At 71.0% G+C, this 12,848-nt stretch carries 12 protein-coding genes; 6 read left to right on the top strand and 6 right to left on the bottom strand.

The window, feature by feature from the left end:
• Positions 1-42: 42 nt before the first annotated feature.
• Positions 43-735: a heavy metal response regulator transcription factor gene (locus tag ACTJKJ_RS13200; RefSeq protein ID WP_091724759.1), complete on the top strand. Its 693-nt coding sequence runs from the start codon at positions 43-45 to the stop codon at positions 733-735.
• 263 nt (positions 736-998) lie between these two features.
• Positions 999-1,790, top strand: coding sequence for a Crp/Fnr family transcriptional regulator (locus tag ACTJKJ_RS13195; RefSeq protein WP_147242649.1), 792 nt, complete (start codon positions 999-1,001; stop codon positions 1,788-1,790).
• Positions 1,791-2,005: 215 nt separating this feature from the next.
• Here the strand turns inward: ACTJKJ_RS13195 and pepA are convergent, their stop codons facing one another.
• Entirely contained in the window at positions 2,006-2,806 is an 801-nt protein-coding gene (gene pepA / locus ACTJKJ_RS13190; protein WP_297382115.1) for a flocculation-associated PEP-CTERM protein PepA, read from the bottom strand.
• A gap of 469 nt (positions 2,807-3,275) precedes the next feature.
• On the opposite strand from pepA, the gene ACTJKJ_RS13185 reads away from it, so the two are divergent.
• On the top strand, positions 3,276-3,575 hold the full coding sequence (locus ACTJKJ_RS13185) for a hypothetical protein (protein ID WP_147242647.1): 300 nt from the start codon (positions 3,276-3,278) through the stop codon (positions 3,573-3,575).
• A 275-nt stretch (positions 3,576-3,850) separates the two neighbouring features.
• On the opposite strand, the gene ACTJKJ_RS13180 is transcribed toward ACTJKJ_RS13185, so the two are convergent.
• The 5 genes from ACTJKJ_RS13180 to ACTJKJ_RS13160 form a co-directional block, all read right to left on the bottom strand.
• Positions 3,851-4,237 (bottom strand): hypothetical protein, encoded by a 387-nt coding sequence (locus tag ACTJKJ_RS13180; protein ID WP_091724764.1) that lies wholly within the window; start codon positions 4,235-4,237, stop codon positions 3,851-3,853.
• A 165-nt stretch (positions 4,238-4,402) separates the two neighbouring features.
• Complete coding sequence (locus tag ACTJKJ_RS13175; protein ID WP_091724765.1) at positions 4,403-5,233, bottom strand: CheR family methyltransferase; 831 nt, start codon at positions 5,231-5,233, stop codon at positions 4,403-4,405.
• 13 nt (positions 5,234-5,246) lie between these two features.
• Positions 5,247-8,837 (bottom strand): response regulator, encoded by a 3,591-nt coding sequence (locus ACTJKJ_RS13170; protein WP_440820723.1) that lies wholly within the window; start codon positions 8,835-8,837, stop codon positions 5,247-5,249.
• 86 nt (positions 8,838-8,923) lie between these two features.
• Complete coding sequence (locus ACTJKJ_RS13165; RefSeq protein ID WP_254783339.1) at positions 8,924-9,715, bottom strand: beta/gamma crystallin-related protein; 792 nt, start codon at positions 9,713-9,715, stop codon at positions 8,924-8,926.
• A 111-nt stretch (positions 9,716-9,826) separates the two neighbouring features.
• The gene (locus ACTJKJ_RS13160) at positions 9,827-10,924 is read right to left on the bottom strand and encodes a response regulator (protein WP_440820722.1); all 1,098 of its coding nucleotides are present in this window, start codon (positions 10,922-10,924) and stop codon (positions 9,827-9,829) included.
• A 206-nt stretch (positions 10,925-11,130) separates the two neighbouring features.
• On the opposite strand from ACTJKJ_RS13160, the gene ACTJKJ_RS13155 reads away from it, so the two are divergent.
• Genes ACTJKJ_RS13155 through ACTJKJ_RS13145 form a run of 3 tightly spaced genes read left to right on the top strand, consistent with a single transcriptional unit; the run spans position 11,131 to position 12,846 of the window.
• A complete protein-coding gene (locus tag ACTJKJ_RS13155; protein ID WP_440820721.1) occupies positions 11,131-12,021 on the top strand; it encodes an STAS domain-containing protein in 891 nt (296 codons plus the stop codon).
• A complete protein-coding gene (locus ACTJKJ_RS13150) occupies positions 12,018-12,452 on the top strand; it encodes an STAS domain-containing protein (RefSeq protein WP_091724769.1) in 435 nt (144 codons plus the stop codon). Before ACTJKJ_RS13155 ends, ACTJKJ_RS13150 begins: the two co-directional genes overlap by 4 nt.
• Positions 12,439-12,846, top strand: coding sequence for an anti-sigma regulatory factor (locus ACTJKJ_RS13145; RefSeq protein WP_183491773.1), 408 nt, complete (start codon positions 12,439-12,441; stop codon positions 12,844-12,846). The genes ACTJKJ_RS13150 and ACTJKJ_RS13145 overlap by 14 nt, the downstream gene beginning before the upstream one ends.
• Positions 12,847-12,848: the final 2 nt, after the last annotated feature.

The raw sequence follows: 12,848 nt of genomic DNA, 5'->3' as shown, positions 1-12,848 counted from the left end.
GATCCGGGGCCGCGCGACCATGACCTGCCAGGGAGGGCGGCGATGAAACTGCTCGTCATCGAGGACGAGGACAAGCTGGGCGAATACCTGCGCGGCGGCCTCACGCAGGAGGGCTTCGTCGTCGACCTGGTGCGCGACGGCGTCGACGGCCTGCACCAGGCCAGCGAAGGCGCCTACGACCTGGTGCTGCTCGACGGCGTGCTGCCGGGCATCGACGGCCTGGCCGTGCTGGCCGCGCTGCGCCAGCAGGACCACACCCGCACGCTGCCGGTGCTGATGCTGACGGCGCGGGCCGAGGTCGAGGACCGGGTGCGTGGCCTGCAGGCCGGCGCCGACGACTACCTGGTCAAGCCCTTCGCCTTTTCGGAACTGGTGGCCCGCATCCAGGCGCTGCTGCGGCGCGCCAGCGCGACGCCGGTGGCCGAGGCCACCGTGCTGAAGCTGGCCGACCTGGAGCTCGACCTGCTGCGCCGCAAGGCGCACCGCGCCGGCCAGCGCCTGGACCTGACGGCCAAGGAGTTCAGCCTGCTCACGCTGCTGCTGCGGCGCCAGGGCCAGGTCTTGTCCCGGACCGAGCTGGCCGAGCAGGTCTGGGACATGAACTTCGACAGCGGCACCAACGTCGTCGAGGTCGCCGTGCGGCGCCTGAGGACCAAGCTGGACCGGCCCTTCGAGGCGCCGCTGCTGCACACGGTGCGCGGGATGGGCTATGTGCTGGAGACACGCGAGCCCTGAGCACGGGGCCGGCCCGGTGATGCGGACGAAGATCGTCAGCGCCTCCAGGTCGCTGCCGAAGCGGCGCGCCGCCGTCCAGGAGGCCCTCCCCCTGGATCGCTGTGCGGCAGGCATCTGCAAGCTGGTGCGCCAGCGCACGTAAACGGCGCATCGCCGCGCGAGCACACACGCCTTGGCACAAAAGGACACCGGCGTTTACCGCGGCGGGCACGGTGATTGCCATCTTGTCCGATTGGAACGATGTCCAGTTCCTGGAGTTTTTGATGTCCCTGCCCGTTGCCGCAACTCCTGCCGCGTCCCAGCCGCGCGCCAATCTCCTGCTCGTGCAGATGCCCGAGGAGGATCAGGCCCGCTGGTCCGGACAGCTCGAGACCGTCGAGCTGCTCAAGGGGCGCGTGCTGTTCGAGGCCGGCGCTCCCGCGACGCATGTGTATTTCCCGATCACGGCCATCGTGTCGCTGATCCACACCACGCATTCCGGCGACTCGGCGCAGGTCGCGATGATCGGCTCCGAGGGCGCCGCCGGCCTGGCGGCCGCGATGGGCGGCGAATCGCCCGCCTGCCGCGCCGTCGTGCAGCGCGCCGGCCTGGCCTTCCGCATGCGGGTGTCGCTGGTGCGCGAGGAACTGATGCGGCCCGGTGGGTCGTCGCAGATGCTGCTGCGCTACCTGCAGTCGCTGATCTCGCAGATCGCGCACACCGCGGTCTGCAACCGCCATCACTCGCTGGAGCGGCAGCTGTGCCGCTGGCTGCTGCTGTGCCTGGACCGCCAACATGGCCACAACGAGCTGTCGGTCACCCAGGAGTCGATCTCCAACCTGCTGGGCGTGCGCCGGGAAGGCGTCACCGAGAGCGCCCAGCGCCTCCAGGCCGCCGGCCTGATCCGTTACTCCCGCGGACATATCGCGGTGCTGGATCGACCGGGGCTGGAGGCCCGGGCCTGCGAGTGCTACGCCCTGCTCAAGCAGGACTTCCAGCGCTTGCTGCCCCAGGACCCGGACGGCGTGAACGCGGCCACCTCTGCCACCTTCGCGCCCGTCGCCGTGCAGGCCTGAGGGCTTCTTCGCATCGCTTCAAAGCATCGCAGCGGACGTCCCGTCGAGGACGGGGCGTCGTCGAGCGCCTGTTGAACGCTCCGTGCCGCGCGCCACGGTGCCGGCCCGCACCGTCGCCGTGTCGCGCGTGTCGGTCCGGAGCTTCCGGGCACCCGCATGCCCTCGAGATCCGGACCGTGGACCTGGACCAGCCCCGGGCGGGACCGGTCGCACGATCACTTCTCCGTGCGGCCGCGACGGCGCGCCACGAAGCCGATGGCACCCAGACCGGCGATCAGCATCGCGTAGGTCGAGGGCTCCGGCACCACGGCGGCGGCGAAGTTGATCGAGCCGCCGCCCTGGCGGATGCGGAAGCCGCCCGCAAAGGGCTCGACCTGCGACGTCGTGTTGGAGAACGAGGTCAGCGCCAGGTCATACACCGGCAGCGAGGTCTGGAAGCCCGGCACCAGCCAGTTCAGCGTCAGCTTGGCATTGGCCGAGGGGTTGAAGGTGCCGTCGCCCAGCGGCGTGGTCGCCACCGTGCCCAGCACCAGCGAGCCGCTGGCCAGGGCCACTTCGCCGGTCGCGCTTTCGGTCGGGGTGTTGCCCGTGAAGCCGAACGACGAGGTGCCGTTGTAGCCGTACAGGGTGTAGTTCAGCGAGGTCAGCGTGCCGACCGTGGACACCGAGCCCGGATCACCGGCCTGCGTCAGCGTGCCGTTGCCGCTGAACTGGATGTAGAAGCCGTAGTCCGAGTTCAGGCCGTTGGACGGCAGCGTGATGCCACCGAGCTGGGCGGCGCTGATGGACAGGTAGCCCGATTCGCTGAACGTGTTGCCGGCCCCGAAGGTGATGGTCGAGTAGTTCGACACCAGCAGGTTGTCGGCGGTGAAGGCCGAGCCGTTCAGGCCGGCGGTGGCCGGGTCCCAGGTGAACTGCGGCAGCGCGGAAGCGCTGGCGCTGACGGCGGCCAGGGCGAGGGCCAGCAGGGTGCGCTGGAACGCCACAGGCTTGCGGGAGAGCAAAGGCAGGGTCATGGTGGTTGCTCCGATAGAAAGATGTCCGCCAATCGCGGACGGCGCAGTGTCCCCAGGCGCCCCAGAGAGCGTCTGTACGTCCACCCACATAAAAACGGCCCCTCCCGGGGGCTGTACCCGGAAGGTGCGACGAACCACCCCCGGCGTGCCCGGAACGCCCCCGCGTTCGCGGGATGCCGCGTGTGCGCGACGGGCCACATCCCCGATGCCATCGGGGGCAAGTCGCGCTGCGGCGCCACGCGTCAAGGTGCGTCGGCATGCGTCGATATGCGTCGATGTGCTTCGGCATGTGCAGCCTGCAACGGCCTGCATCGGGATGCGTGGCCCGCATCGGTATGCGCGGCGTGCGCCGGCATGCGTCGATGCGCCTCGGCGCGAATTACTGCGCTTGCCCGGCGCTTTTCCGTGGCCGCATCGGCGCGGCCGCACCGGACAATCGCGCATCGCTTCCGACGCCCCTTCGCCCGCCATGTCCCAGCCTGTCCGCTCCGCCGCTTCCGCCGCCCTGACCTCCACCGCTGCCTCCGGCGTCGCGGGGCTGATGCTGGGCCAGATCGTGCTGGCGCTGGCGCTGCATCACAACCGCTCGGTGGAGGGACTGGGCTTCGCGCTCGTCTTCCTGCTGGCCGGCGGCGCCGCGGTGGCCTGCTTCCTGACGCACCGCCACCAGCAGCGCCGCCCGCGCCAGGAGCCCGCGCCGCTGCGCCTGTGGCTCATCGCACTGGCGGGCGGCGTGCTCGCCTCGATGCTAGTCATCGGCGCGCTCTGAGCGTCGTCGCTCCGCACCCCACGCGCGCCATACGCGATGGCGATCGCCATCGATCGCCGCGGGACGGGCACACTCCTTGCCCTCGAGCCGCGATGCCCACCGATCGCCACGTCCGCACCTCTGCCACCGATGCCGCGCCCGCCCGCACGCGCGCCGCGTCGGCGACACCTGGGCGCGGCGCACGGCGGGCCTCGCCGCGCCGGATCCGCACCGGCCGCGGCTGAGCGGCGCCGGCGGCGCTTGCGCGCTGCCGGCGGCTTCTCTTCACCAGCGCTTCAGGCCGAGGGATCGTCCTCATGCTCCGGATCCGGCCCCGCGGACGGATCGTCCCCGCTGGCCAGGTCCTCGACGTCGATCGACGCGTCCACGTCCTCGATCGCCGGCGAGCGGCTCACCCGGTCCGGCAGGATGTCGGCGGCGTCCGTCGCGCGGCCCGGCGTGGCCGAGCCACGCTCGCCGGTGCCGAAGCGGTCGGTATCGCTGGAAGGATCGGCGGGCGTCGCGCCCAGTTCGTCCGGATCGTCCGTGCCGGTGGCCAGCGGACGTTCGCCGAGCACGTCGCTGCCGCTGTCGGAACTGTCGCTCGGGCCGAGCGAGTCGGTGCCGCGTCCCTTGGACTGCGACGGGGCGGGCACGCCGCCAAGGATGCTGCTGGTGGCCATCTGGGTACTCCTTGCAAGACCCGAGGGGTCGATGCAGACAGTTCGGCAAAGGCCGGACCCGCAGCCCAGACATGCAAACCCCATCGCTGCTCCCGCGCCACCGCACGACCACAAGGCCACACGACCCCCTCGCCCGCTTGCGGGAGAGGGTTGGGGTGAGGGTCTTCAACGCGCCCGCTTCTGATAGAGCCGCTCACGCGCCGCGATCTCGACGAAATCGCCGGCATGCGAGGAGAAGCGCAGCGTCTCCCGCGCGCCCAGGCCGAGGAAGCCGTTGCGGCACAGCGCCTCGCTGAACAGGCCCAGCGCCCGGTCCTGCAGCGCGCGGTTGAAATAGATCAGCACGTTGCGGCAGGACACCAGCTGGACCTCGGCGAAGACGCTGTCGGTGGACAGGCTGTGGTCGCTGAAGACGATGCGCTCCTTGAGCGCCTTGTCCATCAGCACGTGGTCATAGGCGGCCGTGTAGTACTCCGACAGCGAGCCCCGCCCGCCCGACGCCCGGTGGTTCTCCGAGAACAGCGGCACCTGGTCCATCCGGTACACCCCGGCCTGCGCCTGCGCCAGCGCCTCGTGGCTGATGTCGGTCGCGTAGATCAGCGTGCGCTCCAGCAGCCCTTCCTCCTTCATGAGGATCGCCATCGAATAGGCCTCCTCGCCGCCGCTGCAGCCCGCCACCCAGATGCGCAGCGACGGGAAGGTGCGCAGCACCGGCACGACCTGCTCGCGCAGCGCGCGAAAGTACTCGGGGTCGCGGAACATCTCGCTGACCTGCACCGTCAGGTCGGCCAGCACCGAGCGGAAGACCTCGGCCTCGCGCAGCAGCCGTCCCTGCAGCTGCGACAGGTTGGCGCAGTGGAAGCGCTGCATCGCCGCCTTCAGGCGGCGGCGCAGCGAGGTGCCGGCGTAGTCGCGGAAATCGTAGTGGTAGCGCTCGTAGATCGCTTCCAGGATCAGGCGGACCTCGATGTCCAGCTCGGGGGCTGCTTGCGCCATCGGCCGGTCGTCCTCAGCGCGGCATCCAGACCCGCACCAGCGAGAGCAGCTTCTCGATGTCCAGTGGCTTGGCGATGTAGTCGTTGGCGCCCGCGGCCATGCACTTCTCCTGGTCGTCCTTCATCGCCTTGGCGGTGAGCGCGATGATCGGCAGCCGCTTGAGCTCGGGCCGCGCGCGGATCTCGCGCATCGCGGTGTAGCCGTCCATCTCCGGCATCATGATGTCCATCAGCACCAGGTCCACCGGCGCCTTCGCGCCCGGTCCCTGCAGCGGCGCGGCCAGCCGCTCCAGCGCCTCGCGGCCGTTGCGCGCGATCTCCACCTTCACGCCCTTGGGCTCCAGCACCGCCGACAGCGCGAAGATGTTGCGCACGTCGTCCTCGACGATCAGCACCCGCCGCCCCTCCAGCATGTTGTCGCGCGCCCTCACCTCCTTGAGCATGCGCTGGCGCTCGGGCGGCAGCTGGGCTTCCACCTGGTGCAGGAACAGCGTGACCTCGTCGAGCAGCCGCTCGGGCGAACGGGCGCCCTTGATGATGATCGAGCGCGAGTAGCGCCGCAGCTGCTGCTCCTGCTGCGGCGACAGCGTGTGGCCGGTGTAGACGATCACCGGCGGGAAGGCGACGTCGTCCTGCCGCGCCATCTGGTCGAGCAGGTCGTAGCCGCTCATGTCCGGCAGGTTCAGGTCCATGACCATGCAGTCGAAGGTCGACTGGCGCAGCGCCTCCAGCGCCTCGGCCGCGGTCGAGACGCCATGGATGCGGACCTCGTCCGCCGCCAGCAGGTGGCGGATGCTGTCGAGCTGCCGGGCATCGTCCTCGACCACCAGCACCGTGCGCAGGCGCTGCGAGAACTTGGCCTCCAACCGCTGCAGCGCGATCTCCAGCTCGTCGCGCTTGACCGGCTTGAGCGCATACCCGACCGCGCCGCGCTCGAGCGCCTCGTGGGTGTAGTCGGCCACCGAGATCACGTGCACCGGGATGTGCCGCGTCAGCGGCTCGCGCTTGAGGCGGTCCAGCACGCCCAGCCCGGAGTGGTCCGGCAGGTTCATGTCCAGCAGGATCGCGCTGGGCGCATACCGCTGGGCGACGGACAGGCCGTTCTCGGCCGTGTGCGCCATCAGGCAGACGAAGCCCATCTCGCGGATCAGGTCGCGCAGGATGAGCGCGAAGCGCGGGTCGTCCTCGATGACCAGGATGGCGCGGTCGCCCGGCACCCAGGAGAGCCGGTCGTCGTCGAGCTGCGGCAGCCGCGGCTCGGGCGCGGCGGGCGCCGGCTCGCGCAGCAGCGACACCGCCAGGCCGTCGGCGCCCTCCTCCGCCTCGCCGTCCGCCGGCAGCGAGGCCTGGAAGGCGGCGATGGCCGGCGGCGCGGTGATCGGCGCCTGCGCCGGCGACAGCGGACGCTGCACCTGGCCGTCGGCCGGCAGCTCGTGCGTGGGCGGCAGCACCAGGCTGAAGGTCGAGCCCTCGCCGGGCGCGCTGCGCAGGTGGATGTCGCCGCCCAGCAGCCGCGCCAGGTCGCGCGAGATCGACAGACCCAGCCCGGTGCCGCCGTACTTGCGATGGGTGCTGCCGTCGGCCTGCCGGAAGGCCTCGAAGATCGGCGCCTGCTGATGCGCCGGGATGCCGATGCCGGTGTCGGTGACCGCGAAGGCGATGCGGCCGTCCGCGGTGGCGCCCACCTCCATGCGCACCGAGCCGCGCTCGGTGAACTTCAGCGCGTTGGACAGCAGGTTCTTGAGGATCTGGCCCAGGCGGGTCTCATCGGTCTCGATCCACTCGGGCGCGCCGGGCGCCAGCTGCAGGCCGAAGGCCAGGTTGCGCTGCGCGGCGATCGGGGCGAAGACCTGGGTCAGCTGCTGCAGCAGGCGCGGCAGCGACACGCGGTCGATCTGCATGTCGACCTTGCCGGCCTCGATCTTGGACAGGTCCAGGATGTCGTTGATCAGCGCCAGCAGGTCGTTGCCGGCCGAGCTGATGGTCTGCGCGAAGCGGACCTGCTCGTCGCTCAGGTTGCCGTCCTTGTTGTCGGCCAGCAGCTTGGCCAGGATCAGGGTCGAGTTCAGCGGCGTGCGCAGCTCGTGGCTCATGTTGGCCAGGAACTCGCTCTTGTACTGGTTGGAGCGCTCCAGCGCCTCGGCGCGGTCGGTGAGCTGCGCCTGGGCCTGGGTCAGCTCCGAACGCTGCAGCTCGAGCTGGCGCGCCTGCTCCTCGAGCTGGGCGTTGCTTTCCTCGAGCTCGGTCTGCTGCTTCTCCAGCCGCAGCTGCGAGTCGCGCAGCGCGTTGCCCTGCTCTTCCAGCTCCTCGTTGCTGGCGCGCAGCTCCTCCTGCTGCATCTGCAGTTCCTCGGCCTGGCGGCGGCTCTCCTCGAGCAGCGACTCGAGCCGGCTGCGGTCCTTGGCGGCGCGCAGCGCCATCGCCAGCGGCTCGGCCACCCGCGCCAGCAGCTCGCGCTCGGCCTCGCCGACGTGATGCAGGAAGCCGAGTTCGACCACGCCCTGCAGGCGCCGGTCGACGCCGACCGGCGCGATCAGCAGCTCGGTCGACGTCGCCCGTCCCAGCGCGGAGCTGACCGGCAGGTAGTCGGCCGGGAGTCGCGTGACATGCACCGGCCGGCGATCACGCGCGGCCTGGCCCACCAGCGTGTCCCCGCCGCGCACCACGGGCGCGGCCTCGCCTTCCGCCGCGACCGGCAACGCATAACCGCCCACCCGCAGGTAGCTGCCGTCGTCCTGGCTGACGTAGAAGGCGCCCACCCGGGCGTCGGTCCAGCGTGCCAGGAAGCTGGTCGCGACGTCGGCGAGCCGCTCCACATGCGGGTCGCCCTGCAGCTCCACGCCCAGGCCGGCCAGGCCGGCCTTGAGCCATTCCTCGGTGCGGGCGGCGCGATGCGCGCGCGCGCTCAGCGCGGCGGCGACCGCCGTCAGCACCAGCAGCAGCGCCGAGCCGCCCCACATCATCCCGGCCGTCTGCTGGACGGCGGTGTCCCAGAGCACGCGGCGCTCGGCGGCGCGATCGCGCTCCTCGCGCTCCATCTCGCCCAGCAGCGTGCGGATGCGCTCCATCAGGATCCGCCCCCGGTCGCCCTGCACCACGGTCACCGCGCCGATGCCGTCGCCCTTGCGGCGCATCGCGATGGATTCCTCCATCTCGCCCAGCTTGGCCTTGACGAGCTGCTCGACCAGCTCCAGCCGGGCCAGCTGCGAACGGTAGTTCTGGAAGCTCGCGCGCAGGCGCTCGGTCGCGGCCGGCAGCGTGACCTGCGCGGTGTTGAACGGCAGCAGGTAGTTGTCCAGGCCGGTGATCAGGAAACCGCGCTGGCCGGTCTCGGCATCCTTGATCGCCGAGCCCAGCGCCTGGATCTGCTCCTGCACGGCCAGGGTGCGCGCCATCGCATCGGCGGTCTCCGCCTGCGTGCGCTGCGTGCGCCATGAAAAGGCGGCGACGACCACGATGGTGAGCACCGCCAGCGCGTAACCGAGCAGCGTGGGCAGCGGGAGCCATTCATGGCGGCGGGCGAGCGCGCCGCCGAGGTTCGCGCTGTTGGCACTGGTGGCGCCGGTGGCGCTGGTGAGGGGGCCGGGAGTCGTCGTGGTGTTCATGAAAGCATGAATGAGAAAGCGGGGCGGCCGGGANGGCCGGTCCCCGGGATCCTCTCGGGGGGGGGGCTGTCGATGACCCTGGCCGGTCACTCGCGCGGCTCGCCGCGCGCGTTGACCGTCACGGTCGCTCCCGGCGGCTGCCGGGTCTGCATGTAGTGCTCCTGTCCGTTGAAGCGATAGGTCACGTCCCAGTACTGCGGGTTGCCGCCATTGGGCGCCGCGCCGCAGCGCTGCACGTTGCGCACGTCGTTGCGGTTCACGTTGCTGCCCACCACCGCGCCGCCGATCGCGCCGGCCGCGGTCGTCACCGCCTGCCCGCTGCCACCGCCGAACTGGTGGCCCAGGATGCCGCCCAGCACGCCGCCGATCACCGCGCCGCCGACGTTGGGCCGGTCCCGCACTTCCTTCTGCTCGATCCAGCAGCGTTGCTGCTCGTTGCCCATCACGGCGCGCACCGAGACCACCTGCGCCTGGTACAGCGTCTCCTCGCCGCGGCGGTAGTAGGTGGGCTGCGGCTCGGGTCCGTAGCGGTCGCGGCCGACCTCGGCGCGCTCGTCCACGCGCCGCGCCGAGCTGATCCGGTTGTCGAGGCCCATGGAGCGCAGCGACGGGTAGCTGCCCGGCTGCAGCACGCGGCAGCGGCCGCGATAGTCCGGGTCCTCGCAGACCTCCCAGCGCTCGCCGCGCACCTCGATCGAGGACGCGCGGTCGTTGAAGCCGATCTCCTTGAGGAAACGCACCTGCGTGTCGATGCCGCCGGTGCGGCCGCGGAACTGCTCGTCCTCGTAGAAGGTGATGTCGGCCATCGCCTGGCCGGCCAGGACGCAGGCGGCGGCCGCGACGGCCGCCTTCATCGTGCGGGAGCTGCAAGGCTTCATGAGGATCCCCATCGTGTTGATGCGATGCCTCCACTGTGGTCCAGCGGCGCGCCGGGGTCTGTCGGGCCGCGCTGGCCCGGGCTGTAGGACGCCACGCCGCATCGGGGCCTCTCAACGTTCCGACTGCAGCCGCGGCAGCAGCAGCTCGAACATCGTGCCCTGCCGCGCCCGCGACGCGCCGATCAGCGAGCCGCCATGCGCGCGCGCCACGCGCTCGGGCTCTTCCAGCCCCGGGCCGACCAGGGCCGAGGACATGCCCGACACCGGCTCGGTGCCGCCGAACAGGTGGATGGCGGCCTCGGGTTCGAGCACGCGATCGAAGCTGATGCGCAGCGTCAGCGAGCGATGCGCCGCGCCGTCGACCTGGATGCGGATCCCGCAGTCGCCGGCATGCGTGGCGCCCTGCATGATCAGCCGGTCGATGGCCTGGGCCATCAGTTCCGGATCGAAGTCGCCGGTGGTGTCGCCGACGCGCTCGAACGCGGGCGGCACCCACATCACCGCCTGGTTGCTTTCGACGTCCAGGCGCTGTGCCGCCAGCGTGGCCAGGTCGCCGCGCACCGGCTGCACCTGCAGCAGCTCGCAGGGCCGCCGCGCCAGGCTGCCCAGGTGGTCCACCTGGCGTCCCAGCAGCGTCGCCGCCGCCTTGACCCGCTGGCCGGCCTTCTGCAGCGAGGGCGACTCGGTCTGGCGGATCAGCAGCTCGGCGTTGAGCATCATGACCGACAGCGGGCTGCGGATGTCGTGGCTGAGCGCGCCCAGCATCAGCGCGTTCACCCGCGCCAGGCGTTCCTGCTCGACGATGCGCTCGGCCAGCATCAGGCGCTGGCGGTGCAGGTCGGCGAAGACCGCGACCTTGCTGCGCAGCACATGCGCGTCGACCGGTTTGTAGATGAAGTCGACCGCGCCGGCCTCGTAGCCCTTGAAGCTGCGCTGCGCCTCCTGGGAGCCGGCGGTCAGAAAGATGATCGGCACGTGCCGGGTACGCTCCGCCCCGCGCATCAGCTCGGCCAGGGTGAAGCCGTCCATGCCCGGCATCTGCACGTCCAGCAGGGCCAGCATCACGTCATGCACCAGCAGCAGTTCGAGCGCGGCGGGACCGGATTCCGCCGTCAACACGCGCTGCCCCGAGTCGGCCAGCAGCGCCTTCATCGCGAGCAGGTTCTGCGGCTTGTCGTCCACCACCAGCACGCTGATCTCATCGGCCACGTCGTTCTCCCAATCGTTGGTCTTGAATGTCTGACAGGGGCATTGGGCAAACGGCATGCCCATTTCGCCCCAGGGCTTACCCGCCCCCAATCCTCGCCCCGTGACGCCGGAGCGGGTGAGGTCGGCAGAGTACGATCGCGGCCGCCGCGCCATCCCGCGCACCCTTCTCCCCGCATCACGGCGTCAACCGCGCCCAAGAGGACCCGATGAAACAGAACAGCGCCGCCGTCGAAGATCTCCTGTCCACCCAACGCGACCGGGTGCTCGCCGAATGGCAGGCCGAACTCGCCGCCAGCGGCCGCGCGCTGGCCAGCGAAGGCCGCGAGACCGGCGAACTGCTGGACGCCCTCCTCGCCGGCGTGCGCGCCACCGGCAACACCGAGAACTTCGACGACGCGCCCTGGGCGCCTTTGCGCGAGGTGCTGGCCAGCCTGTCGCGTTCGCGCGCCGCCCAGGGCTCGACCGCCGCCGACACCAGCCGCTTCGTGCTGGCGCTCAAGAAGCCGCTGTTCGCCGGCCTGCAACGCCGCTTCGGCGACCAGCCGGCCGCACTCGTGGACGCCACCTGGGAGGTGTCCTCGCTGCTGGACCACATGGCGCAGCACACCGTCAGCACCTACCAGCGCACCCGCGAGGACATCATTGCCCGGCAGCAGCAGGAGCTGCTGGAGCTCTCCACCCCGGTCGTCAAGCTGTGGGACGGCGTGCTGGCGGTGCCGATGATCGGCACGCTCGACAGCGGCCGCACCCAGCTGGTCATGGAGACGCTGCTGCAGCGCATCGTCGAGACCGGCTCGGCGCTGGCGATCATCGACATCACCGGCGTGCCGACCGTCGACACGCTGGTCGCGCAGCATCTGCTCAAGACCGTCACCGCCATCCGGCTGATGGGCGCGGACGCGATCATCAGCGGCATCCGCCCGCAGATCGCGCAGACCATCGTGCATCTGGGCATCGACCTGGAAGGCATCACGACCAAGGCGACGCTGGCCGACGCGCTGGCGCTGGCGATGCGACGCGCCGGCTTCGTCGTCTCCAAGGCCAAGGCCACCCCGGGCGCCATGAGCGGAACGGCCGGCACGGGCGGCGCCGCATGACGACCCGCATCCCCATCCTGCGCATGGGCAGGACGCTGCTGGTCACCATCCAGGTCGACCTGCAGGACCAGACCGCGATGGCGCTGCAGGACGATCTGGCCAACCGCATCCAGGAGACCGGCGCGACCGGCGTGCTGATCGACATCTCCGCGCTGGAGATCGTCGACTCCTTCATCGGCCGCATGCTGGCCGGCATCTCCGGCATCGCCCGGGTGCTGGGCGCCAACTCGGTCGTCGTCGGCATGCAGCCGGCGGTGGCCATCACGCTGGTGGAGCTGGGCCTGTCGTTGCCGGGCGTGAGCACCGCGCTGGACGTCGAGCGGGGCATGGCGCTGCTGCGCCGCGCCGACGCCCTGGCGCAGGCCGGGCTGGACGAGGACGAGGCCGCATCGACCGACGACATCGAGGAGCCGCCCGGTGCCGGCCGCTGAGTCCGCCGGCGCGCTGCCGATCCGCGTCGAGTCCGACATCGTGCTGGCGCGCCAGTTGGTGCGGCGCCTGACGCAGGAGCTGCGCTTCTCCCTGGTCGACCAGACCAAGATGATCACCGCGGCCAGCGAGCTGTCGCGCAACACGCTGATCTACGGCGGCGGCGGCGAGATGGCCTGGCAGTTCGTCCAGGCCGGCGTGCGCACGGGCCTGCAACTTGCCTTCGTCGACCAGGGGCCGGGCATTCCGGACCTGGAGCTGGCGATGAAGGATGGATGGACCTCGGGCAACGGGATGGGCATGGGCCTGTCCGGCAGCAAGCGGCTGGTGAACGACTTCGAGATCGAGTCCGGGCCCGGACGCGGCACGCGCGTGACGATCACGCGCTGGAAGTAGCC

It is taken from the genome of Roseateles sp. 22389 (assembly GCF_052044995.1).
Lineage (GTDB): Bacteria > Pseudomonadota > Gammaproteobacteria > Burkholderiales > Burkholderiaceae_C > Roseateles.
This window is presented reverse-complemented; position numbering and strand designations above follow the sequence as displayed.